General features: G+C 73.3%; 22 protein-coding genes and 2 tRNA genes. 16 read left to right on the top strand and 8 right to left on the bottom strand.

What is annotated here, in order from left to right; genetic code table 11:
- The first annotated feature begins 56 nt into the window (after positions 1-56).
- Genes CO540_RS24260 through nudC form a run of 3 tightly spaced genes read left to right on the top strand, consistent with a single transcriptional unit; the run spans position 57 to position 3,656 of the window.
- The gene (locus tag CO540_RS24260) at positions 57-1,367 is read left to right on the top strand and encodes a pitrilysin family protein (RefSeq protein WP_099163765.1); all 1,311 of its coding nucleotides are present in this window, start codon (positions 57-59) and stop codon (positions 1,365-1,367) included.
- Entirely contained in the window at positions 1,364-2,695 is a 1,332-nt protein-coding gene (locus CO540_RS24265; RefSeq protein ID WP_099163766.1) for a pitrilysin family protein, read from the top strand. Before CO540_RS24260 ends, CO540_RS24265 begins: the two co-directional genes overlap by 4 nt.
- Before the next feature lie 13 nt (positions 2,696-2,708).
- Entirely contained in the window at positions 2,709-3,656 is a 948-nt protein-coding gene (nudC, locus tag CO540_RS24270) for an NAD(+) diphosphatase (RefSeq protein WP_099163767.1), read from the top strand.
- A 459-nt stretch (positions 3,657-4,115) separates the two neighbouring features.
- Here the strand turns inward: nudC and CO540_RS24275 are convergent, their stop codons facing one another.
- The 3 genes from CO540_RS24275 to CO540_RS24285 form a co-directional block, all read right to left on the bottom strand.
- Positions 4,116-4,385 (bottom strand): hypothetical protein, encoded by a 270-nt coding sequence (locus tag CO540_RS24275; RefSeq protein ID WP_099163768.1) that lies wholly within the window; start codon positions 4,383-4,385, stop codon positions 4,116-4,118.
- A gap of 195 nt (positions 4,386-4,580) precedes the next feature.
- Positions 4,581-4,820, bottom strand: a complete 240-nt coding sequence (locus CO540_RS24280) for a DUF397 domain-containing protein (RefSeq protein ID WP_091570763.1) — start codon at positions 4,818-4,820, stop codon at positions 4,581-4,583.
- Between the two features lie 70 nt (positions 4,821-4,890).
- Entirely contained in the window at positions 4,891-5,871 is a 981-nt protein-coding gene (locus tag CO540_RS24285) for a helix-turn-helix transcriptional regulator (RefSeq protein WP_091570767.1), read from the bottom strand.
- 204 nt (positions 5,872-6,075) lie between these two features.
- Here CO540_RS24285 and CO540_RS24290 point away from each other — a divergent pair, with 204 nt between their 5' ends.
- Entirely contained in the window at positions 6,076-7,341 is a 1,266-nt protein-coding gene (locus CO540_RS24290; protein WP_099163769.1) for an MFS transporter, read from the top strand.
- A gap of 58 nt (positions 7,342-7,399) precedes the next feature.
- Here CO540_RS24290 and CO540_RS24295 read toward each other — a convergent pair whose 3' ends face one another.
- Positions 7,400-7,642, bottom strand: a complete 243-nt coding sequence (locus CO540_RS24295; RefSeq protein WP_091570776.1) for a mycoredoxin — start codon at positions 7,640-7,642, stop codon at positions 7,400-7,402.
- Positions 7,643-7,733: 91 nt separating this feature from the next.
- On the opposite strand from CO540_RS24295, the gene CO540_RS24300 reads away from it, so the two are divergent.
- The 3 genes from CO540_RS24300 to CO540_RS24310 all read left to right on the top strand — a co-directional run bounded on the left by CO540_RS24300 (position 7,734) and on the right by CO540_RS24310 (position 10,769).
- A complete protein-coding gene (locus CO540_RS24300) occupies positions 7,734-9,887 on the top strand; it encodes an ATP-dependent DNA helicase UvrD2 (RefSeq protein ID WP_099163770.1) in 2,154 nt (717 codons plus the stop codon).
- A 130-nt stretch (positions 9,888-10,017) separates the two neighbouring features.
- Complete coding sequence (locus CO540_RS24305; protein WP_099164913.1) at positions 10,018-10,272, top strand: hypothetical protein; 255 nt, start codon at positions 10,018-10,020, stop codon at positions 10,270-10,272.
- A 131-nt stretch (positions 10,273-10,403) separates the two neighbouring features.
- Entirely contained in the window at positions 10,404-10,769 is a 366-nt protein-coding gene (locus CO540_RS24310) for a WhiB family transcriptional regulator (RefSeq protein ID WP_073828771.1), read from the top strand.
- Positions 10,770-11,075: 306 nt separating this feature from the next.
- Here the strand turns inward: CO540_RS24310 and CO540_RS24315 are convergent, their stop codons facing one another.
- The 3 genes from CO540_RS24315 to CO540_RS30235 form a co-directional block, all read right to left on the bottom strand.
- Positions 11,076-12,422, bottom strand: coding sequence for an AarF/ABC1/UbiB kinase family protein (locus CO540_RS24315; protein WP_091570788.1), 1,347 nt, complete (start codon positions 12,420-12,422; stop codon positions 11,076-11,078).
- Positions 12,423-12,432: 10 nt separating this feature from the next.
- The gene (locus tag CO540_RS24320; RefSeq protein WP_157779175.1) at positions 12,433-13,545 is read right to left on the bottom strand and encodes a TOMM precursor leader peptide-binding protein; all 1,113 of its coding nucleotides are present in this window, start codon (positions 13,543-13,545) and stop codon (positions 12,433-12,435) included.
- Positions 13,546-13,726: 181 nt separating this feature from the next.
- On the bottom strand, positions 13,727-13,894 hold the full coding sequence (locus CO540_RS30235) for a DUF5679 domain-containing protein (RefSeq protein ID WP_007464795.1): 168 nt from the start codon (positions 13,892-13,894) through the stop codon (positions 13,727-13,729).
- Between the two features lie 475 nt (positions 13,895-14,369).
- On the opposite strand from CO540_RS30235, the gene CO540_RS24325 reads away from it, so the two are divergent.
- The gene (locus tag CO540_RS24325) at positions 14,370-14,891 is read left to right on the top strand and encodes a M48 family metallopeptidase (protein WP_091570795.1); all 522 of its coding nucleotides are present in this window, start codon (positions 14,370-14,372) and stop codon (positions 14,889-14,891) included.
- 133 nt (positions 14,892-15,024) lie between these two features.
- Entirely contained in the window at positions 15,025-15,642 is a 618-nt protein-coding gene (locus tag CO540_RS24330; RefSeq protein ID WP_099163772.1) for a hypothetical protein, read from the top strand.
- Positions 15,643-15,870: 228 nt separating this feature from the next.
- On the opposite strand, the gene CO540_RS24335 is transcribed toward CO540_RS24330, so the two are convergent.
- Positions 15,871-17,142, bottom strand: coding sequence for a zinc-dependent metalloprotease (locus CO540_RS24335; RefSeq protein WP_091576975.1), 1,272 nt, complete (start codon positions 17,140-17,142; stop codon positions 15,871-15,873).
- A 115-nt stretch (positions 17,143-17,257) separates the two neighbouring features.
- Between CO540_RS24335 and CO540_RS24340 the strand changes: the two genes are divergently transcribed.
- From CO540_RS24340 to CO540_RS24370, 7 genes are all read left to right on the top strand, one after another.
- Complete coding sequence (locus CO540_RS24340) at positions 17,258-18,271, top strand: PDZ domain-containing protein (protein WP_172967925.1); 1,014 nt, start codon at positions 17,258-17,260, stop codon at positions 18,269-18,271.
- A 125-nt stretch (positions 18,272-18,396) separates the two neighbouring features.
- The gene (locus CO540_RS24345) at positions 18,397-21,378 is read left to right on the top strand and encodes a UPF0182 family protein (protein WP_253866171.1); all 2,982 of its coding nucleotides are present in this window, start codon (positions 18,397-18,399) and stop codon (positions 21,376-21,378) included.
- Positions 21,379-21,528: 150 nt separating this feature from the next.
- Entirely contained in the window at positions 21,529-22,038 is a 510-nt protein-coding gene (locus tag CO540_RS24350; RefSeq protein WP_099163774.1) for a SigE family RNA polymerase sigma factor, read from the top strand.
- The gene (locus CO540_RS24355; RefSeq protein WP_099163775.1) at positions 22,028-22,963 is read left to right on the top strand and encodes a hypothetical protein; all 936 of its coding nucleotides are present in this window, start codon (positions 22,028-22,030) and stop codon (positions 22,961-22,963) included. The genes CO540_RS24350 and CO540_RS24355 overlap by 11 nt, the downstream gene beginning before the upstream one ends.
- A 50-nt stretch (positions 22,964-23,013) precedes the next feature.
- Positions 23,014-23,087, top strand: a tRNA-Met gene (locus CO540_RS24360).
- Positions 23,088-23,212: 125 nt separating this feature from the next.
- A tRNA-Met gene (locus CO540_RS24365) sits at positions 23,213-23,286 on the top strand.
- A 106-nt stretch (positions 23,287-23,392) separates the two neighbouring features.
- Complete coding sequence (locus tag CO540_RS24370; protein ID WP_091570819.1) at positions 23,393-23,641, top strand: hypothetical protein; 249 nt, start codon at positions 23,393-23,395, stop codon at positions 23,639-23,641.
- Positions 23,642-23,658 lie beyond the last annotated feature (17 nt).

Genomic DNA, 23,658 nt, shown 5'->3' on the forward strand with positions numbered 1-23,658 from the left:
GTTCGGCCGGGGCACACCGCCGGTGCGGTCGGTACGGAGGCGCTAGTGTCGATCTCGTGCCGACGCGCAGAGCGAAGATCCCAGCGACGAAGTACCCGGTCGAGCGGTTCGTCCTCGACAACGGCCTGCGGGTGGTGCTCACGCCGGACCGCAGCGCCCCGGTGATCGGGGTGGCGGTGGTCTACGACGTCGGCATCCGCTCCGAGCCGGAGGGGCGCACCGGCTTCGCCCACCTCTTCGAACACCTGATGTTCCAGGGCTCGGAGAACCTGGAGAAGCTGGCCCACTTCCGGCACGTGCAGGGCGCCGGCGGCACGTTCAACGGCTCCACCCACCTCGACTACACCGACTACTTCGAGACGCTGCCGAGCAACGCCCTGGAACGGGCGCTGTTCCTGGAGGCCGACCGGATGCGCGGCCCCCGGCTGACCGAGGAGAACCTGCGCAACCAGGTCGACGTGGTCAAGGAGGAGATCCGGGTCAACGTGCTCAACCGGCCGTACGGCGGCTTTCCCTGGCTCACGCTGCCCCCGGTGATGTTCGACACCTTCCCCAACGCGCACGACGGCTACGGGTCCTTCGACGACCTGGAGTCCGCCACGGTGGCCGACGCGGCCGACTTCTTCCGCCGCTACTACGCCAGCGGCAACGCCGTGCTCGCGGTCAGCGGCGACATCGACGTGGCCGAGGCGACCACCCTGATCGAGCGGCACTTCGGCGACGTGCCGGCCCGCCCCGCCCCGGAGCGACCCGACTTCGCCGAGCCGGACCTGACCGCCGAGCGACGCAGCTCGTACACCGACGCGCTGGCCCCGCTCCCGGCCGTGGCGGGCGCCTGGCGGGTGCCCGACCCGATCGGCGACTTCACCGGCTACCTGCCCTACGTGGTGCTGGCCGAGGTGCTCACCGACGGCGACGCGTCCCGGCTGGTCGAGCGGATGGTGCAGCGGGACCGCTCGGTCACCGGGCTGGGCGGCTACCTCGGCTTCATGGGCGACCCCTTCGACGTCCGCGACCCCACCGCGCTGCTGCTCCAGGCGCACCTGCCGCCCGGTGGCGACGTCGACAAGGTGCTGCGCACCGTCGACGAGGAGCTGGACCGGCTGGCCACCGACGGGCTGACCGAGGGGGAACTGGCCCGGACCCAGGCCCGGATGGCCACCCACCTGCTGCGCGACACCGACGCGGTGCTCGGTCGGGCGCTGCGGATGGCCGTCCTGGAGCAACAGCGCGGCGAGCCGGGCCTGCTCAACGAGCTGCCCCGGCTGGTCGGCGAGGTGACCGAGGAGCAGGTCCGCGCCGCCGCCGCCACCCTGCGGCCCGAGCGCCGCGCGTCCGTCGAGGTCGTCGCCGGAGGTCTGAAATGAGTACGCCGACCACCGTCCGGCCGCTGCCGGCGCTCGGACCCAACCGTCGCCTCAAGGTGCCGAAGCAGGCCGAGCGCACGCTCGGCAACGGCCTCACCGTGATCGCGGTCCGGCGGCCCGCCGTACCGCTCGTGGAACTGCGCCTCTGGATGCCGTTCGGGCGCGCCCACCTGGCCCGCGGCGCCATGCTGGCGCAGACCGTGCTCGCCGGCACCGAGGCACACAGCGCCACCGAGATCGCCGCCGAGCTGCAGAAGGTCGGCGGCGGGCTCTCCGCCGGCGTGGACCCGGACCGGCTGATGCTCTCCGGCGCGGCCCTGGTCACCGGGCTGGACCGGGTGCTGGAACTGCTCGCCGAGGTGCTCACCGGCGCCACCTACCCGGGTGACTGGGTCCAGACCGAGCGGGACCGCCTGGTCGACCGGATCCAGGTGGCCCAGAGCCAGCCGTCCCACCTGGCCCGGACCGCGTTGCTCAAGCGGGTCTACGGCCGCCACCCGTACGCGGTGCAGACCCCGGAGCCCGACCAGGTCCGGGCGGTCCGCCCGGCCGCGTTGCGCCGGCTGCACGCCGAGCGGGTCCACCCGGCGGGCGCGGTGCTGGTGCTGGTCGGCGACGTCCAGCCGGAACGGGCACTGGACGCCGCCGAGCGGGCGCTCGCCGGCTGGCGGGGGGACGGGCACACCGCCGAGCTGCCGTCCGCGCCGCCGCTCGAACCAGGCCCGCTGGTGCTGGTCGACCGGCCCGGCTCCGTGCAGTCCTCGCTGCGCCTCGCGCTGCCCGCGGTGCCCCGCACCCACCCCGACCACGCCGCGTTGCAGCTGGCGAACCTGATCTTCGGCGGCTATTTCTCCTCCCGCTGGGTGGAGAACATCCGCGAGGACAAGGGCTACACCTACGGCCCGCACTCGCTGGTCGAGCACTCGGTGGCCGGGTCGGTGCTGGTCGCCGGCGCCGACGTGGCCACCGAGGTGACCGCGCCGGCGCTGGTGGAGACGCTGTACGAACTGGGCCGGCTGGCCACCGTGCCGCCGAAACCGGAGGAGCTGGAGCAGGCCCGTCAGTACGCGCTCGGCACGCTCCAGCTCGGCATGTCCACCCAGGCCGGTCTCGCGTCGCTGACCAGCGCGTACGCCGGCAACGGGCTCCGGCTGGACTTCCTCGCCGAGCACGCCGCCCGGCTGGCCGCCGCGACGGTGGACGACGTGGCCGAGGCGGGGGCCCGCTACCTGGCCCCGGCCCGGGCGGTCACCGTGGTGCTCGGTGACGCCGCCCGGGTGGCGGACTCGCTGGCCGTGCTGGGGCCGGTGCGGACGGAGACCCCGTGACGGGGGGCGGCCGGTGACCGGCGAGTCCGCGCCGCCGCTGGCCCGGTCCACCCTGGACCGGGCCGCCCACCTGCGGACCGACCCGGCCTGGTTGGCCGAGGCCTGGGAACGGGCACGGGTGCTGGTGCTGGACTCGGCCGACGAGGGGCGCGCGCTCGTCCGGGGCGTGGCGGCCCCGCCCGAGCTGGTCCTGATCGGCCCCGGTGAGCTGCCCGAGGTGCCCCGCTCGGTACCGATGTTCCTCGGCGTCGAGCCGGACGGGGTGCCGGTCTTCGCGGTGGACGGGCCGCTGCCGGAGCTGCCGGGCACCCGCCGGGCGCACCTGCGCGAGGTCGGCCACCTCATGAGCGACCGGGACGCCGGCGTGTTCACCACCGCGTTGGCCCTGCTCAACTGGCACCTCCGGCACGAATACTCGTCCCGCACCGGGCACCCGACCCGGATCGACGAGGCGGGTTGGTCGCGGATCGATCCCGACGGCGACCGGGCCTGGCCGCGTACCGATCCCGCCATGATCGTGCTGGTGCACGACGGGGTGGACGGCCCGGACGGCCGGTGCCTGCTCGGCAACAACGCGGCCTGGCCGAACACGCCCGGGCTGCGCCGCTACTCCTGCCTGGCCGGCTACGTCGAGCCCGGCGAGTCGGCCGAGGCCGCCGTCCTGCGCGAGGTCCGCGAGGAGGTCGGCGTCGAGGTCGCGGAGATCGCGTACGTGGCCAGCCAGTCCTGGCCGTTCCCCGGCTCGCTGATGCTCGGCTTTCTCGCCCGGGCCGACGCCGACGCGCCGATCCGGGTCGACCCGACCGAGATCGCGCACGCCCGCTGGTTCAGCCGCCGGGAGATCGGTGCGGCGTTGGCCGACGAGCCGGTGACGGTGGACGGCGGGGACCGCCTGCTCCTGCCCCCGCCGTCGTCGATCGCGCTCTTCCTGGTGCACCGCTGGCTCGACGGCCACTGCTGACCCGCTCGGTCCGAGGTGCACGGTCCGTGACCGGCCCACCCGAAGAGTGGGGTTGAGTGCGATATACCGCTGGGTCATAAATATGACCGAGCGGTATATCGCACTCGTCGAGGGTGACTGGGCGGCGAGCGCGACAGGACGATCCGCCGGCCACGCGTCGCGGGGTCCGGCGCGCGCGTCGCGCAACCTCGGCGTGGTGGAGTGGTCCGCAGCGGGTTGTTGCCGCCAGTTCGGCGAGGTGGCGGGCCAGGCGGATTCCGGCGGGCCGGGCGGGCCGGGCGGGCCGGGCGGGCGGGCCGGGCGGGCCGGGCGGGCGGGCCGGGCGGGGGCGGACACGGTCCCGGCCCGGACCGTCGTTGCCGCGGCGGTCGCGGGCCGGGAACACGGGCCGTCATGGCCGGGTGAGGCGTGGAGCGCGGCGGGGGAGCCGGTCCGGCCACGACGGACGTCAGCGGCCGGTCATCCGCCGTCCCAGCGGTAGGGGTGGCCGGGCGCGGTCTCCTCGACGGGCAGCACCTTGACCCGGTGCCGGCCGGCGCGTACCGCACCGACGGCGGACAGGGCGCGGGCGAGCAGGAGGGCGGCGTCCCGGTCCTCCGCGTGCACGACCTGACGGCGGGCCTCCGGCGCGCTCGTCTCGTCCCGCAGGCGGCCCCCGCCCGCCCAGGCGGCGGCGATGTCGGCGTCGGCGGCGTTACGGATCTCGGTGCGGACGATCAGGAACCGCATGGTGTCCCCCGGAGAGCGGACGGATGCGCTGGAACTTCCACGTCACTCCCGCGTCATGTTACGCCCGCATGTCGTCCCAGCAAGTGAAACCGGCCGGCTCGACCGATCGGGGGACCCCAGGTCAGCACGGTTGTCGGGGATGGACACGCGAGGGGCCGTCGGCGTGACGCCGACGGCCCCCGGGCACTCGCCGGATCAGTTCAGGTCGAACCGGCCGTTCTTCGCCCCGGCGATGAAGCCGAGCCAACCGGCCCGGTTGAACAGCAGCACCGGCCCGCTCGGGTCCTTGCTGTCCCGCAGCGCCACGGTGGCCGGCCCGGTGCCGAGCGGCGCGACCTCCACGCAGTTCGAGGTCTGGCTGCGGGTGCTCTTGCGCCAGGCGGCGCCGGCGAGCTGCCCCGAGAGGGAGGTCGTGCTGGTGCGGATCTCGTTCATGGTCCTGCTCCTGATGTGGTGCTCCGATGGGAACGAGCGACGCCGGAGCGCGGGCGGTGTCCGCGAGGGATCACCGTTCCGTGGTGAGGCGCCCCGAGTCCCGGCGACGCTGGGTCGGCGCCGTTGCCGGCCCGTACGCCACCGTGGACTCGACTGCCGTGCCGGTCAGCCGTCCCGTCGCCTCGATCAACCAGGAGAGGGTGTCCGATGCGGAGAGTGCCGACGCGCATAGCCACTCGAACACCACTTTATAGCGATTTAGGGTGTTTACCTCGGTCGACATGACGTCGGTGAACCCACCTTCGATGGCCAGTGTCTCCGGATCGAGGGGATCGGCGAACCGGTAGACCGAGAAGGCGGTCGGCGGAAGGTACCAATCGCCCACCCGCGTGTCCCGCAGCAGCAGCCGCAGCGTCACGTTCGGCAGCAGGGCCAGCTCGCACAGGTGGACGAGCTGCTCGTGCAGCACCTCGGGCGGCCCCGCCCGCCGGCCGAGCGCGGCCTCCTCCAGCACCGCGGTGTAGCGGGGCACGTCGGGGGAGCGGGTCAGCAACGACTGGCGGGACTGCCGGGCGCGTACCTCGGTCTCCGGGTCCTCGGTCTCCGGGTCGCCTGCCTCGGCGGCCACCTGGGCCGCGGACATGATCCGGTGCCGGGCGTAGCCCGGGGTCTGCAGCAGCCCCGGCACCAGCACCGGGTTGTACTCCGAGATCTCCGCGCAGCCGGCCTCCAGCTCGGCGAAGGCGCGTTGCTGCTGGGTCATCACCGGGAAGTTACGCAGCCAGCCCCGCATGTCACCGGCCTCGTGGGTGATCCCGGTCAGCTCCGCGCGCAACTCCTCGTCGGCGCCGTAGAGCGTCAGCAGGACGTCGACGTCGTCCGGGTCGGGCCGGCTCCGGCCGTTCTCCAGCCGGGACAACTTGGATGCGGAGGCCCAGCCGATCCGCTCGATGACCTGGTCACCGGTGAGACCGGCCTGTTCGCGGAGCCGACGCAGCTCGGTGCCGAGTCGGCGACGGCGCAGAATCGGGCCTGGTGCGGCAGGAGGCACGGCGTCCTCTTTCCCGTCGACCGTCGCAGGACGCGACGGTAACTGTATGAAATTCGCCCCCCACGGTCAGTATGGACGGCGCGACCGGTGTCGGAGGTTCCGGCGAGGGCGTGTCACGAGACAAAAAGAGGACCGTGGAGAGCGCCTTCACCGGCGCCCGCCCCCGACGCGCCCGGAGTGGCGCACCCCCGCCGGAGGGAACCGATGCGCACCGTCCTGCGCCGCCCCGACTTCCGCCTCCTGTTCGCCGCGCTGGTGGCGAGCATGGCGGCGGAGTCGATCCTGCTGCTCGCACTGGCCGTCTGGGTGAAGGACCTGACCGGTTCGGACAGCATGGCCGGAGCGACCATCTTCGCCGTCATCGCGCCGATGGCGCTGGCACCGCTCGTCGGCTGGGTGGTCGACCGCTACCGCCGGCGGCCGTTCTTCATCGCCGCCAACCTGGTCGCCGCCGTGCTGCTCGGCCCGCTGCTCACCGTGCGGGACCGGACCGACGTCTGGGTGATCTACGTGGTCGCGGCGCTCTACGGCCTGTCCTACATCACCCTGACCGCCGTGCTCAACGCGCTGATCCGGCAGCTGGTGCCGGCCGAGTTGCTGCCCGACGCGAACGGCGCGTTGCAGACGGTCCGGCAGGGGCTGCGGTTGATCGGCCCGCTCGCCGGGGCCGGCGTGTACGCCGCCGTCGGCGGCTGGCTGCTGGTCACCCTGGCGATGACCGGGTTCCTGGTCGCCGCGGCGGTGGTCGGCCGGCTCCGGGTGCAGGAGAGCGGGCCGCCGCGACCGGTCCGGCGCGGCCCCGCCGAGCTGGGCGCGGGGCTGCGCCACCTGGCCGGCGAGGCAGCGCTGCGCCGGGCGCTGCTCGGGTACGGGCTGGGCTCGCTGGTGATGGGCTTCACCGAATCGTTGATCTTCGCGTACGTCGACCTGGGTCTGGGCCGCGACGCCGCGTTCGTCGGCGTGCTGGTCATGGTGCAGGGCGTCGGTGGCCTGGTCGGCGGCCTGTTCTCGGCCGCGGTGGTGCGCCGGTTCGGCGAGGTCGGCGCGCTGGCCGCCGGGGTGACGTTCTTCGGCCCGGCCGCGCTGGCGCTCGCGTACCCCCGGCTCTGGCTCGGGGTGGTGGCGCTGCTGCTGGCCGGCGTCTCGCTGCCGCTGACCATGGTGGGGTTGCACACGCTGGTCCAGCGGCGGACGCCGCCGGCGCTGCTGGGCCGGGTGACCGCCGCCTCGGAGGCACTGGTCAGCGGGCCGCAGGCGGCTTCGATCGGCACCGGCGCGCTGCTCGTCGGCGTGTTCGACTACCGGCTGCTGTTCGCCCTGGTGGGGGCGGTCACCACGGCCGCCGGCCTCTACCTGTGGCGGGGCCGCGGCCTCACCCCGCCGGCCGTGGGCGCGGCGCGTGTCCCGACCCCGCGCCGGCCGCTCGACGACGAGATGCTGGCCACCGCCCGCCGACGCCGGGCCCCCTGAACGGCGACGAGCGGCCGTACCCGCAACCGGGTACGGCCGCTCGCGCGGCGTGGGCAGGTCAGCCGGGCAGGCTGGCCAGGTGCTGCTTGACCTGGTTGATCGAGGGGTTGGTCAGGGCGCTGCCGTCGTCGAAGCGCAGGGTCGGCACCGTCTGGTTGCCGCCGTTGACGCCCATCACGAACTCCGCGGCCGCGGTGTCCTGCTCGATGTCGACCACCTCGTACGCGATGCCCTCCCGGTCGAGCTGCGACTTCAGCCGGTGGCAGTAGCCGCACCACGGGGTGGAATACATCGTCAACATGGTCTGGTCCTCCAAGGGGTGGCTCGCGCCCGGTCCGATCAGGCCAGGCTAACCGCTGCAACGTCACACGATGCTGGGATGATTCCCTGCTGTGGGCGTTCACTCAGCGGCGGAACGGGTGCTGGCCGGTCTGGATCCGGAGCAGCGGTCCGCGGTGACCGCCCCGGCCGGCCCGGTCTGCATCCTGGCCGGCGCCGGGACCGGCAAGACCCGGGCGGTGACCTCGCGGATCGCCCACCGGGCGCTGACCGGCGACATCGCCGGCCGGCACGTGCTGGCGGTCACGTTCACCGCCCGCGCCGCGGCCGAGATGCGCAGCCGTCTCACCGTGCTCGGGGTGCAGGGCGTGCAGGCGCGCACCTTCCACGCCGCGGCGCTGCGGCAGGTCCGCTACTTCGCGCCCCGGCTGCTCGCCGGCCGGGCCATGCCGGAGCTGCTGGACAGCAAGGTGCGGGTGGTCACCCTGGCCGCCGCCAAGGTGGGCCTGCGCGCCGACCGGGCCGCCGCGCGGGACCTCGCCGGCGAGATCGAGTGGGCGAAGTCGTCCCTGGTCGAGCCCGGGGAGTACGTGGTGGCCGCGGCCAAGGCGCTGCGCGAGACGCCGTACGAGCCGGCCCGGGTGGCCGAGGTGTTCGACGCGTACGAGCGGCTCAAGCGCGGCAACGGGGTGATCGACTTCGAGGACATGCTGCGCGCCGCGGTGTGGGGCATCGAGGAGCACCCGGACGTGGCCGAGCAGGTGCGCAACCAGTACCGGCACTTCGTCGTCGACGAGTACCAGGACGTCAACCCGCTCCAGCAGCGGCTGCTGGAGGCCTGGCTCGGCGGTCGCGACGACCTGACCGTGGTCGGCGACGCCAGCCAGACCATCTACTCGTTCACCGGCGCGACCTCGTCGTACCTGGTCGACTTCCCGCGCCACCACCGGGGCGCGACGGTGGTCCGGCTGGTCCGCGACTACCGTTCGACCCCGCAGGTGGTGGGGCTGGCCAACGCGGTCATCGCGCAGGCCCGGGGCGCCGAGGCGCGGCTGCGGCTGGAGCTGCACGGCCAGCGTCCACCCGGCCCGGAACCGGAGCTGCGGATCTTCACCGACGAGCCGGCCGAGGCCAACGCGGTGGCGGCCCGCTGCCGGGCGCTCGTCGCCGGTGGCACCCCGGCCCGGGAGATCGCGGTGCTGTTCCGCACCAACGCGCAGTCCGAGGCGTACGAGAAGGCGCTCACCGAGGCCGAGGTGCCCTACGTGCTCCAGGGCGCGGAGCGGTTCTTCGAGCGGCCCGAGGTGCGCCAGGCGATGATCGCGCTGCGCGCCGCCACCCGGTCGGTCCCCGGCGGGACGCCGCTGCGGGCGGCCGTCGTGGAAGGGCTCGCCGCGGTCGGCTGGGCACCGGACGCGCCCCCGGCCGGCGGCGTCGCGCGGGAGCGCTGGGAGGCGCTCGCCGCGCTGGTCCAGCTCGCCGAGGAGTACGCGGCCACGCCCGACCTGCTGCCGATCGGCGAGGCCGCGGCGGTGGAACGGCAGCGTGGCCTGGCCGACTTCACCGAGGAACTCGCCCGGCGGGCCGCCCAGCAGCACGTGCCCACCGTGGAGGGGGTCACGCTGGCCTCGCTGCACTCGGCCAAGGGCCTGGAGTGGGACGCGGTGTTCCTGGTCGGGCTCGCCGAGGGCACGTTGCCCACCACCTACGCGAAGACCCCGGAGCAGGTCGAGGAGGAGCGGCGGCTGCTCTACGTGGGGATCACCCGGGCCCGGGAGTGGCTCTGGCTGTCGTACGCGACGGCGCGCTCGCCCGGCGGCCGGGCGCGGCGCCCGTCCCGCTTCCTGCCCCAGCTGGACCGCTCGGGCGGCGGCGAGCGGGCCGCCGCCGGGCCGGCCCGGCGCGCCGAACGGCGCCGGCCCCAGGTGGTCTCGTGCCGGATCTGCGGCGCCACGCTGCTCGCCGGCGCGGACCGGAAGCTGGGCCGCTGCCCCACCTGCCCGTCCGACCTGGACGAGGAGCTGTACGAGCGGTTGCGCGAGTGGCGGCAGCGGGTGGCCGGCGCGCAGAAGGTGCCGGCGTACGTGGTGTTCACCGACGCCACGCTCACCGCGTTGGCGGAGCGGAAGCCGGCCCGCACCGAGGACCTGGTCGCGATCGCCGGGATCGGGCCCCGAAAAGTGGGGCTTTACGGGGATACGGTGCTGGCCCTGGTGGCCGGCGCAGCGGTCGACGACGTCTGCCCGCAGAAAACTTTTGAAATCTAGCCGTAAATCGTTTGCCCTCGCCCGCGGGCGAGGAATAGCCTCAGGACACACCTCGCGAGCAGCGCCGTTCTGGCTGCTCAAGGGGGATGAGTCCATGGTCGGCACGAGGAAAGTCAGGGAGGTGGCCCCAATGGAGATCTACACCTACGAGCGTCCGGCGGCGATGCCAGCTGCCGGCGTTCCGCTGTCGGCCGTGCGGGTGGCCCTCGCCGCCCGACCGTCGGCTCCGCAGGTGCACCAGGTCCGGGTTCAGGCCGAGCTGAACCTGACCGTCGCGCCGCTCACCGGAGTCGAGGGGACCAGTGGCTTCACGGGCATGGACATCGATGGCGGCAAGAAGCGCACGGATGTCCGCGGCGTTCCACCTCGAGGTAGACCGGTCTGATCCACAGACCACCGGCTCACCTCGAGGCCGCGGAACCCGCATACCGGGATCCGCGGCCTCAGTTTTTTGCCCGTCGAAGTACGTCGGAAATGCGATCCACGAGATCGAAGTGAGAGAGAGGTGACCGGAGGATGAGTCTGGCGTTGGCCCCACTCGACGTGAGCGTCGAGGTGGAGGCGAACCTGCCCTGCCGGAAGTTCGACCCCGACCTGTGGTTCTCCGACTCGCCCGCCGAGCTCGAGCTGGCCAAGTCGCTCTGCGGGGACTGCCCGCTGCGCGTCGAGTGCCTGGCCGGGGCGGTGGAGCGGGCCGAGCCCTGGGGCGTCTGGGGCGGCGAGATCTTCGAGCGTGGCGCGGTCGTCCCGCGCAAGCGGCCCCGTGGCCGGCCGCGCAAGGAGGACCTCGCCCGTGACGCCCAGCTCCGGGTCGAGGCGGAGGCGCGACTGGCGGCCAGTGGGCTGTCCGAGTCGCGCAGCGCCGTCCGACTGGCAGCCTGACACACCTGCGTTCCGAAACCGACCGATGCCGGTGTCCCTCCACCGGCCGACCTGAGAGAGAAAACCGATGCTGCACCTGCCGAACGGAACCGAGATGCAACTACTCCACGAAGCGTTGTCCCGGGCTCGAATGCGCCGGCCTCAGGCCGGTCGCACCACCACGAGCACTGAGGCAGCCCGTTCCGCCCGTACCGTCGCCATGCGGGGTCGTAGCCAGTCGGCCCGCGACCTGGGCGTTCTCTAGTACCACCACGATGACGAAAGGGGCGGTGACCGGATGGTCACCGCCCCTTCGGCGTATCCGCGTCAGGCCACCGGAGCGAAGCCGGGCAGCCAACGCTCCAGGATCGCCCGGTAGGACGCCTTCGCCTCCAACTGGCACAGCACCCCGATCGAGCCCAGCGTGACCCGGTGGATCATCAGGTACGACGGCGGCAGGTTGAGCTGCCGACTGAGCTGGTAGGCGGGGGAGCGGGGGCTGGCCAGCCGGGTCGCCTCACCGCGCAGCCAGGCGCGGGTGAAGCGGAACTCGTCGGCGGCGATCGGCTCCAGCATCGGACGGAGGAAGTCGAGCACGCCCTGGGCGTCGATCGGCTCGGTCCGGCTGACGAAGCCCTCGGCGCGCAGCCCGTCCACCACGCCGTCGGCGTCGCCGCGCAGCGCGAGCGCGGCGATCCGGCCGATCGGCTCGGGCGTGCCCTCCGGCATCCGGGCCACCGCGCCGAAGTCGATCACGCCGAGCCGGCCGTCCGGCAGCAGCCGGAAGTTGCCCGGGTGCGGGTCGGCGTGCAGCAGCCCGGCCCGCTCCGGCGCGGAGAGGTGCAGCTCGGCCATCAGCCGCCCGGCCTCGTCGCGCTGCTCCTCGGTGCCCTCCCGGATGATGTGGGACAGCGGGATGCCCTCGACCCACTCGGTGATCAGCACCCGGGGCGCGGCGTCGAGCACCTCCGGGATGTAGATGTCCGGGTCGTCCGCGTACGCGGCGGCGAAGGCGCGCTGCGACTCGGCCTCCAGTTCGTAGTCCAGCTCCTCGGTGATCCGCTCGCGCAGCTCGGCCAGGAGCGGCTTGACGTCCAGCCCCGGCTGGATCGCCCGGAACATCCCGCCCAGTCGGGAGAGCTGCTTGAGGTCGGCGAGCAGGGCCTCGCCGGCGCCCGGGTACTGGATCTTCACGGCCACGTCCCGGTGTCGGGGGCCGCCGTTCGGCCCGTACCCCGGGTCGCGCCAGACCGCGCGGTGCACCTGGCCGATGCTGGCCGCGGCGGCCGGGGTGTCGTCGAAGGAGACGAACCGGTCCCGCCAGTCCGGCCCGAGCTGCTCGGCGAGCACCTTGTGCACGGTCGCCACGGGCAGCGGCGGGGCGGCCTCCTGGAGCTTGGTGAGCGCCTGCCGGTAGGGGGCGGCGACCTCCTCGGGCAGTGCGGCCTCGAAGACCGACAGGGCCTGGCCGAACTTCATCGCCCCGCCCTTGAGCTGCCCGAGGACGCTGAACAACTGCTCGGCCGTGCGCTGCTGGATCTCGGCGGAGATGACGTCGGACGCGAGCCCGGTGACCCGCTTGCCCATGCCCAGGACGGTTCGACCGGCGAATCCGAGCGGCAGGGCGGCGAGTTTGGCGGTGCGGGACACGGCCCGGCGCGGGATGTCGGTCACCCGGCCATTGTTACCGACGCGAGGGGCTCGCTGCTGCCGTGCGGCCGGGAGCGGACGCGGCCGACCGGATCGGGCGACGCCCGGAACAGCCGCAGGAGGGGTGCGGCGACCAGCGGCGGTGCCGGAGGCGGCCGGCGGCCCGGACCTCCACCGCGCCGCCGAGCGTCTCCGGTGTGCCCCCGTCGAGCTGGGCCAGCGCCTCGGCCGCCGCCACGGCCACCGCGGCGAGCCGGGTGGTCGCCGCGCAGGCCCGCTCGTCCCGGTCGGCCGCGAGCTGGGCGGCGAGCGCCGGCCAGTCCGGGTCGCGGTCGGCGCGGTGCAGGTCGAGGCAGCGCAGGCAGGGGCCGGCGGGTGGCCGGACCAGGGGCCCGACGACGGGTACGCCGCCCCGCAGGTCGAGCAGGAGGTGGGGTTGGCGACGGCGGGCGTACCCGGTGGCGAGCGCGTCGGCCGGCCGGTCGACTCCGAGCTGTACCACCAGGTCGGGTCGGGTCGAGCGCAGCGGGTGGCAGCTCGTGCCCGGCGCGCAGCGCCCCAGCGCCGCGCGCAGCGCCGGGGCCAGCGGCCGACCCAGCTCCGCGGCGGTCAGGCCGGTCCCGACCAGGTCGCCGGCGCGTACCGGGCCGGTCAGATCGGGTACGACGTGCCCGATCCCGGCCTGGGCCAGCGCGACGGCGACCGCCGCGCCGAGCCGGCCGGCGCCGGTGACCAGCACCCGGGCGGCGCGACGGCGGCGCAGCAGCGCGGCCGGTGTGCCGGGCAGGTCGGGTGTGGCCAGGGCGAGGGCGTCGGCCTCCGTGCCGAGCCGGGCCCGGACCGGCCCGGAGAGGCCCCGGGGGACCAGGCTCTGCGCCGGTACGACGAGCCCGGCGGCCCGCAGCGCGTCGAGCAGGGCGCGCGCCTCGCCGGCCGGCACCCGGGCGGCGGTGGCCGCGACCAGCACCGCCCGCTCGCTGCGGGAGCCGTCGAGCAGGTCGAGCAGGTGCACGGTGGCCGGGGTGGTCACCTCCAGCAGCACCGCCGGGCCGGGCTCCACGCCGAGCTGGAGCGTGTGCCGGTCCCGCCAGAGGCGGGTCAGACCGGGCAGCAGGGTCGGGCGGGTGATCGGATTCGGTTCGGTCACGCCACGAACAGTGACCGCATCCACGCGCTCCGTCGTTCGTTGTCCACAGGTGCGGCGCGCCGTGGCCAGCGTTGTCCACAAGACATCGCCGGTTTTCCACAACTGGCCGGTAACCGTGTCGGATAGGCGACGGGGGAGGGGCGGCCCGACGGCCGCCCCTCCCCCGTGCGACCCGGACGGGTCAGACCTTGGCCTTGCCCAGGATGCGGTTCACTGTTGTGCCGCACACCGGGCACTTGCCCTTGGCCATGTTCATGCCGGTCTTCGAGACCTCCACGTGCCCCTCGAAGTCCCGCTTCTCCTTGCACTTCACGCAGTAACCGTTGTAGGTCTGGGCCTGGTCGGCCACGGTAGCCTCCTCGTCTCGTCCGCCGGAGGTGCCCGGCGGGTCTCCCTGCGGCGGGGCCACCTGTGGCTCCGGCGCCGGGGGTTCTCCGCGGTCAGTCACCTGACCGCTGGTTGGCGGACCCTACCCAGGTCTGGGCAGTTCCATGTCAGCTGCACGCCGACTCTGTGAGCAAGTCGACGGCAAGAGTGTGCACGCCGGGTAACGTCTGATAAGTCAGTTTCGCGGGGACACGCCGGTTAAATACGCTCAGATCCCCTTCGCGTGGCCCCACCGCCGACGACCCGTGGTAGATCACCTAACGTGGTGGACGGCCGCCAGGTGATGGTCAACTTCCCCCGCAAAGAATTTTTTCAGGACTCCTGACAATCAACCGCCATTTTCCGGGCGCGTGTCGTCGTGTTGACTCTTGCGGAGTCCTGGTCAGTACGCATTAGCTTTCCCTCGTGACAGTCAACCGAGGCTGCGCGGGTCGGTAATGGCCGGGACGCGGAAGCCCGTCGTCGAGGTGCGGCGCAGCCAGCGTCGGCGGCGCACGGTGTCCGCGTACCGGGACGGGGAGCGCGTCGTCGTGCTCATCCCGGACCAGTTCTCCCGGGCCGAGGAGAGCGAGTGGGTCGACCGGATGCTGGCCCGGCTCGCCGCCCGCGAGGGTCGGCTGGCCCGCTCCGACGCCGAGCTGCTCGCCCGCGCCACCCGCCTGATCGGGCTCTACCTGCCGGAGCACATGTCGGCCGCCGCGCCGGCGAGCGTGCGGTGGGTGACCAACCAGAACGGCCGTTGGGGCTCCTGCACCCCCGCCGACCGCACCATCCGGATCTCCCACCGCATCCAGGACATGCCCGACTGGGTGATCGACTACGTGCTCCTGCACGAGTTGGCGCACCTGATCGTGCCGAGCCACAACGCCGAGTTCTGGTCGCTGGTCGCCCGCTATCCGCGCTCCGAGCGCGCCCGCGGCTACCTGGAGGGCGTAGCCGCCACCGCCGCCGTCCCCTGACCCGCCCCCACCGCCTTTCGTGGTCGATCATGAAGGTGGCGGCACCAGTCGGTCCGATTTGTCGCGGCCAACTTCATGATTGACGCTGCCGGTGGGGGCGGGGTGGGGTGGGGGTGGGCGCTAGGGTCGGCGGATGGTGCGACGTGTGGTGGTGGCGTTGCTCGGCCCGGTGAGCTGGTCGCCGCCGGGGATCGAGCCGGCGCGGTGGCGGACCGCCCTGGCCGAGGACGTGGTCGACCTGCTGGCCACGCTCAACGAGGTGGAGACCGCGGTGGCGGTGACCCCGGCGGACCGCTGGCTCGCCGACGCCGTGGTGTGGCCCGGCACCCCGGTGTACGAGGTGCCCGAACCGACGCCGAACGCGGTGTTCGCGGCCCTCACCGGCGACGACCGGCCGGCCTTCGACCAGGTGGCCGTGGTGGCCGCCGACGCTCCGGACGTGCCCGGCCTGACGCTGGGCAAGCTGCTGCGGCCGCTCTCCTCCCGGCCGGTGGCGGTGGCCCCGGTGGACGGGGGTGGACCGGGGCTGCTGGGGGTGGCGGCGCGGCTGCCCGTACCGGCGTGGTTGCCGACGGTGCACCTCGACACGACCGCCCCGGCCGAGGTGCGGCGGGCGGCCCCGAGTCCGGGGGAGGTAGCGGTCGGTGCCGGATGGCGCCGGCTGCGCGGACCCGCCGACCTGGCCACGCTCGACCCGGCCGTCGAGGGCTGGGAGGCCACCCGCGCCCTGCTGTCCGCCCGCCCCGCCTGACCCACCGCCTGCGCCGTCCCACCCGTCGAACGCGTCGATCTTGGACTTGTGGCACCTAACGAAAGGCGCTACCCGGGCATCTTGGGCGCCACAACTCCAAGATCGATGGGCCGGGCCGGGCCGGGGCCGGGGCCGGGGCCGGGGTCGGGGTCGGGGCGGGCTGGGCGGCGGGGTGGGGACGCGGACGGGGCCCGCACGGTGATCCGTGCGGGCCCCGTCGCGTACGTGTCAGTGCTTGTCGTCGTCCTCGCCGGGGGGCTTCTCCTCCGGCGCGCCCGGCGCGGTGAAGTCGAAGTTTGCCAGTTCGTCGTCGAGATCGGTGCTCGTCCTGGCGAACGCCTCCGGGGCGGCGAAGTCGTCGTCCGAGGGGAGCAGGTCGGGGTGGCCCCAGACCGCGTCCCGGCCGGCGATGCCGCGGTGCTCGGTCAGCGCCGCCCAGAGCACCGTCGCCTCGCGCAGCCGGCGCGGCCGCAGTTCGAGGCCGACCAGCGCGGCGAACGTCTGCTCGGCCGGACCACCGGCGGCGCGGCGGCGGCGGAACGCCTCGCCGAGGCGTACGACGTTGGGGAGGCGGTCACCGGCGGCGCTGTCCACGACGTGGCACACCCAACCCTCGACCAGGGCGAGCACGGTCTCCAGCCGGGCCAGCGACGCCTTCTGCGCCGGGGTGTCCTCCGGGGTGAAGATGCCCTCCAGCGCGATCGCCTGCATCGACTCCGGGTCGGTCGGGTCGACCCGGCCCATCGCCTCCTCGATCGCCTCCCGGTTGACCCGGATGCCGGCGGCGTAGTTCTCCACCGCCGTCAGCACGTGCCCGCGCAGCCACGGCACGTGCTGGAAGAGGCGCTGGTGGGCGGCCTCGCGCAGGGCCACGTAGAGGCGTACCTCGTCCTCGGGCAGCTCCAGGCCCTCGCCGTACGCCTTGATGTTGGCCGGGACGAGCGCGGCGGTGCCGGCGGGGCCCAGCGGCAGGCCGATGTCACCGGCGGAGAGCACCTCGGCGGCGAGCGAGCCGAGCGCCTGGCCGAGCTGACCGCCGAAGAGGGCGCCGCCGAGCGTGGCGACCATCGACTGCATCGGGCCGAGCTGCGCGCGCGCCTCCGGCGGCACCAGGTCACCCATCGCGCCCACCATCCGGCTGGCCACCGGGTCGCAGAGCTTGCGCCACACGTCGAGCGTCTTGAAGATCCACTCGTTGCGGTTCCAGGCGACCGAGGTGCGGATGCCGGAGGGCCACGAGGTCGCCGGTTCCAGCCAGAGGTCGGCGATGCGCAGCGCCTCCTCCACCGCGTTGCGCTCGAACGGCGAGACCGCCGGGTCCCCGGCGGCGGCGAGCTGACTCGCGGCCACCTGCCGGGCCAGGTCCCAGTTGACCGGCCCGCTGCCCGGCGCGGACAGCAGGTGCTGCAACTGCGACATGAACTGCTGCATCTGCGCGGGATCGTTGGGGTCTGGTGGTTGACCACCCGGGAGCGCGAAACCGAACGGAATATCAGGCACGACGTCTACGGTACGCGGGCCGCGCCGCAGGTCGTGCCCGTCGGCGTTGCGCTGAGGGCGAAGTCCACCGGTCACCGCGCCGGACGGCGCGGGACGGATCGGTACGCTCTGGCGCATGAGACGTCGCGGCGTGACCGTCCTGCTCGGTGCCCTGCTCACCGCCCTGCTCAGCGTCGGCGTGCTGAGCGTCCCCCTGCCGTACGTGGTGCTCGGCCCCGGTCCGACGGTCAACACGCTCGGCAGTGAGAACGGCAAGGAGATCATCCAGGTCAGCGGCCGCGCGACGTCGACCTCCGCCGGTCAGCTCCGGCTCACCACGGTCGGCGTGCAGCCCACCGTGCGGCTCCGGTCGGCGCTGGCCGGCTGGTTCTCCTCCGACGAGGCGGTGGTGCCGCGCGAGCTGGTCTACCCGCCGGGCGAGTCGCAGGAGGAGGTCGAGAAGCGCAACGCGGAGGACTTCCAGAACTCGCAGACCAGCGCCGAGACGGCGGCCCTGCGGGAGCTGGGCTACCCGATCAAGGTGCTGGTCAAGGCGGTCACCCCGGGCGGGCCGTCGGTCGACGTGCTCCGGCCGGACGACGTGCTGACCTCGGTCGACGGCGCGCCGGTGACCAGCGCGGCCAAGCTCACCGAGCTGATCCGGGCCAAGCCGGCCGGCACCGCGCTGACGATCGGCTACACCCGGGACGGCGCCCCGGGGACGGCCAGGGTGACCAGTCGCGAGCAGGACGGCCGTCCGCGCATCGGGGTGGAGATCGACCAGCAGCAGCCGCACCCGTTCACCCTCAAGATCGACCTCGGGGACATCGGCGGCCCGAGCGCCGGGCTGATGTTCACCCTGGGCATCATCGACAAGCTGGAGCCGGCCGACCTGACCGGCGGCCAGGTCATCGCGGGCACCGGCACCATCGACGACGAGGGCCGGGTCGGCCCGATCGGTGGCATCGCCCAGAAGCTGGTCGGCGCCAAGGATGCCGGCGCGAAGGTCTTCCTGGTGCCCGCCGACAACTGCGCCGAGGCGGTCCGCAACCCGCAGCCCGACCTGCCGCTGCTGAAGGTGGCGACGGTGGACGACGCGCTGACGGCACTGGAGAAACTGCGCGCCGGAGGTCAGCCGACCCGCTGCTGAACCGGGCCGCCGACGGCCCCGGGCGATCGTGACGTGACCTTGACCCGACGTGTACAGGAACACCCCGTACTCTGGGGTGCCTGGTCGGAGCCGATCACATCGAGCGTGCGGAGCCAACAGTGGTCATGCGTAGCAGTCCCCTGCCGAGGATGAGCCGGCGCGGACGCGTCACCATCGGGGTCCTGGTCGGGGTGTTCGTGCTGTTCACCCTGCTCGGTTGGGGGGTCAACGCCTGGACCGACTGGCTGTGGTTCGACGAGGTCCGCTACACCCAGGTCTTCACCGGCGTGCTCGCCACCCGGCTGCTGCTGTTCCTGGTGGTCGGCGTCGGCATGGCGCTGATCGTCGCCGGCAACCTCTGGCTGGCCTACCGGCTGCGGCCCCGGATGCGCCCGCACTCGGCCGAGCAGGCCACGCTGGAGCGCTACCGGATGCTGCTGAGCCCTCGGCTGGGCACCTGGATCGCGCTGGCCTCCGCCGTGATCGGGCTCTTCGCCGGGCTCTCCGCGCAGAGCCGGTGGACCCAGTGGCTGCTGTTCCGCAACGGTGGCGACTTCGGCGTGAAGGACCCGGAGTTCGGCGTCGACGTCGGCTTCTACGTCTTCCAGCTCCCGTTCTGGCGCTACCTGCTCGGTGTCGGCTTCACCGCGGTGGTGCTGGCCCTGCTCGGCGCGCTGGCCGTGCACTACGTGTTCGGCGGGGTGCGGCTGCAGGGTGTCGGCGACCGGATGACCAACGCCGCCCGCGCCCACCTCAGCTCGCTGGTCGCCGTCTTCGTCCTGCTCAAGGCCGTCGCGTACGTGCTGGACCGGCGCGCCATGCTGCTGGAGTACAACGAGGGCGCGAAGCTCTACGGCGCCGGCTACGCCGACGTGAACGCGTTGCTGCCGGCGAAGGAGATCCTCGCCTGGATCTCCGTCCTGGTGGCCGTCGCGATCATCGTGTTCTCCAACGCGGTGATGCGGAACCTGGTCTGGCCGGGCATCTCGCTGGCCTTGCTCGGGGTCTCCGCGGTGGCGATCGGCGGCATCTACCCGTGGGCGGTGCAGACGTTCGAGGTGAAGCCGAGCGCCCGCGACAAGGAGGCGCCGTACATCGAACGCAGCATCGAGGCGACCCGGGCCGCGTTCGGTCTCGAGGTCACGAAGACGACGCCGTACGCGGCGAGCAACCTCGTGCCACCCGCCAGCCTGGCCACCGACACCTCGGTCGTCCCGAACGTCCGGCTGCTCGACCCGCAACTGGTCTCCGAGACCTACACCCAGCTCCAGCAGGTCCGCGGCTTCTACGACTTCGGCTCGAAGCTGGACATCGACCGCTACGCGGTCAAGGACAAGACGTCCGACTACGTGGTCGGCGTCCGTGAGATCAACTACGGCGAGCTGACCGACCAGCAGAACAACTGGATCAACCGGCACACCGTCTACACCCACGGGTACGGCCTGGTGGCCGCCCCGGCGAACCAGGTGGTCTGCGGCGGCCAGCCGTACTTCGTCTCCGGCTTTCTCGGCGAGAAGGCGCAGGAGGCGTGTTCTTCGCCGACCGAGGAGATCACGGCCCAGCAGCCGCGGATCTACTACGGCGAGCGGATGGAGGCCGACGACTACGCGATCGTCGGGCAGACCGGTGACCGCAACGTCGAGTTCGACCGGCCCACCTCCACCGGTGGCGAGCAGTACTACACCTACACCGGCGAGGGTGGCGTCAAGGTCGGCTCGTTCCCCCGGCGGCTGCTCTACGCGATCAAGGAGCAGGAGACCAACTTCCTGCTGTCCGAGGCGGTCAACGAGAACTCGAAGCTGCTCTACGTGCGCAACCCGCGCGACCGGGTGGAGAAGGTCGCGCCGTTCCTCACCCTCGACGGCGACCCGTACCCGGCCTCGGTGAACGGCCGCGTCCTGTGGATCATCGACGGCTACACCACGGCGGCGACCTACCCGTACGCCGAGCGGGTCAACCTCCAGGCGGAGACCGCCGACGAGCTGACCGGCCGGGGCACGTTCCAGCTCGCCCGGGAGAACGTCAACTACATCCGCAACTCGGTGAAGGCGACGGTCGACGCGTACGACGGCACGGTCAAGCTCTACTCGTACGACGACACCGACCCGGTGCTGAAGGCGTGGAACAAGGCGTTCGGCGGTGACCTCGTGCTGCCCAAGGGCGACATCCCGCCGGAGCTGGCCGAGCACTTCCGCTACCCGGCCGACCTGTTCAAGGTGCAGCGCAACCTGCTCACCAAGTTCCACGTCACCGACCCCGGCGACTTCTACTCCGGCCAGGACTTCTGGCAGGTGCCGAACGTGCCGGACGCGCCGGACAGCGGGCAGAAGCAGCCGCCCTACTACCTGTTCACCCAGTTCCCCGGGCAGGACGGGCCCCGCTTCCAGTTGACCTCCGCGGTCACGCCGAACGGGCGGCAGAACCTCGCCGCGCTGGTGTCCGGCTCGTACGTCGACGGCAAGCCCCAGCTGGAGGTGCTGGAGTTGCCGGACCAGACCCGGGTCTCCGGGCCGACCCAGGTGCATCAGCAGATGACCAACAACGGCGACATCCGGCAGCAGCTCAACCTGCTCTCCTCCAACCAGGCCCAGGTGCAGTACGGCAACCTGCTGTCGCTGCCGTTCGCCGACGGGATGCTCTACGTCGAGCCGGTCTATGTGAAGAGCAGCAGCCAGGACGCGTACCCGCTGTTGCAGAAGGTGCTGCTCTCCTACGGCGACGGCGGCTCGTACGTGGTGCTCGCCAACAACCTCAGCGACGGCATCAAACAGCTCGTCGAGCAGGGCAAACGCGCCCAGAACGGCACCCCGCCGCCGAGCGACGACGAGAACACGCCGCCGCCGCCCGGGGGCACGAACACCCCGCCGCCGCTCACCGGTGAGCTGGCCCAGGCCGCCAGCCAGGTGCAGGCCGCGATCGCCGAGGTCAAGGCCGCGCAGACGTCCGGCGACTTCGAGCGGTACGGGCGGGCGCTCAAGGCGCTCGACGAGGCGATGGCCGCCTTCCAGCAGGCCCAGGCGGCGGCCAACGGGCCGGCCGGCCCGGCGCCCTCGGGCAGCGCCTCGCCGTCGGCGCCGGCCTCACCCGCCCCCTCGCCCAGCGGCTGACGCCGAGCGACACCACGAGCCCGTGCTCCGGGACCCGCAGCGGTCACCGGAGCACGGGCTCGTGTCGTGTACCGGACTTCCCGGCCGCAACCCGGCACCCCGCTCCACCGTCAACAGAGCAGGTGGACGTGAGGGGAGGCGGGAGGGCAGATGCGTGACGCGAACAGCTTCGACGACTTCTACCGCAGCACGTCGGGGCGGGCGCTCCGGTACGGCCACGCGGTGGCCGACGACCCCGCCGAGGCCCAGGACCTGGTGCAGGAGGCGTACGCCCGGGCCTGGCGGCAGTGGGCGAAGCTCGCCGGCCATCCCGCGCCGGAGGCCTGGCTGCGGCTGGTGATCAGCCGGCTCGCCACCGACCGGTTCCGACGGCTGCGCGGTTGGCGACTGGCGGTCAGCCGCACCGGTCCGCCCGACGACGTCGGACCACCGGGCGAGGACACCGTCCTGCTGGTGGCGGCGCTACGGCGGCTGCCCGCCCGGCACCGGCAGGCGCTCGCCCTGCACTACCTGTTCGACCTGCCGGTGGAGGAGATCGCCCGGGAGGCGGGCGTCCCCGCCGGCACCGTGAAGTCCTGGCTGTCCCGCGGACGGGCCCGGCTGGCCGAGCTGCTGCCCGGTGTCGCCGCCGAGGAGCTGGAGGTCAACGATGTCGCGTGAACTGCACCGCTACTACCGGGCCCTGGCCGACGACACCGACGAGCGGGTGCTGCCGTCGCCGGACCGGCTGCGTCACGGCGCGGACCGCCGGGCCCGGCACCGGGCCGCGCTCGCGTCGCTGGCGGTCGCCGGTCTGGTCGCCGCCACGGTGGCCGGCAGCCAGTTGGTGCTGGCCGCCGGGCCGGAACCGGTCGCGCCGCCGCCCGCGGGTACGCCGGTGCCCACCCCACCGCCCACCACCGCCGGGCCGGCCGAGGCGCCCTCGCCCGCCCCGCCGACCCCTACCGGCGCCCGTACCTCCGGGGGGCGGAGCCCGGCCGCGCCGTCGAGCGCCGGACGTCCGACGGCGGGCGCCCCGACCACCATCCCGGACCGGGCGTTCTTCGCCCTGCCCGCCGCCAACGACGCCGGTACGGGCAACCAGTTCGGCCCGGGAGCGGTGCTGCCGGTGCTCTGCGGATCGAGCCCCGGCACCGAGTGGGTCGTCGCGTCGCGGGCCCGGACGTTGCCGTACCGCCGGGCCGGCGCGCCGGCCGACGCGGTGCCCTCCGGCAGCTACCGGCACAGCATCACGATCTACCGGGCCGGGCGCGCCGACGAGGCGCTGGCCGAGCTGCGGGTGGCCGTCCGGGCCTGCCCCGCCCAGCCGGTCCCCGAGGCACCCTCGACGACCGTGCGCCAGCGCCTGCTGCCCGACTCCGGGTACGGCGACGAGTCGGTGCTGTTCGAGACGCGCAGGCCCTACCTGGACGCCAACGGCGAGCCGAGCGGCGGCGACGAGGTGCACCTGGTGCGCGCGGTGCGTTCCGGTGACGTGGTGACGGTGCTGTGGGAACAGGGCTGGGAGAGCACCTCGACCGAGCGCGCCCAGTTCGACGCGGACAGCCGGCGGGCGGTCGACGCGGTCCGGCGGTGGCTGGACTGACGACCCGTTTTGCGCCTCCCCGGGTCGGTGCGCTACGGTTGTCGAGCCGACGCGGGGTGGAGCAGCTCGGTAGCTCGCTGGGCTCATAACCCAGAGGTCGCAGGTTCAAATCCTGTCCCCGCTACTCGTGACGAAGGGCCCCGGAGTTCGTTCCGGGGCCCTTCGCCGTTCCCCCCGTCGGGCCTCTTCGGCGGGATCGGGGACCCGGCTGATCTCCACGATTCCAGTGCGATAAGCTGTACGAGCCGACGCGGGGTGGAGCAGCTCGGTAGCTCGCTGGGCTCATAACCCAGAGGTCGCAGGTTCAAATCCTGTCCCCGCTACTCGTGACGAAGGGCCCCGGAGTTCGCTCCGGGGCCCTTCGCCGTTTCCGGATTCCTCCGCCGCGTCCGGCGTGCCCCGGTTGCGCACCTCGGCGAGGATGGGGGCATGGCTGGATGGAACAGATGGTGGGGCCGCCTCGGTGCGGTCCTCGGAACGGTCGCGCTCTCGGTCTTCGTACCGGTCGCGGCCTGGGCGTCGACCGGCACCGGTGAACTCGTGGTGGAGGCCGCACGACGGCGGTCCCGGGGCGGCTTCGGCTTCCTCGGCCTGCTCTGCTGCCTCGTGGTGGTCGGCGGGATCGTGCTGCTGGTGGTGCTGTTGACGCGGAACCGGCGGAACCGCCCGCCGCGCTGACGACCACCCGGGGCTCC

The organism is Micromonospora sp. WMMA2032, assembly GCF_002688545.1.
GTDB classification, from domain to species: domain Bacteria; phylum Actinomycetota; class Actinomycetes; order Mycobacteriales; family Micromonosporaceae; genus Micromonospora; species Micromonospora sediminicola.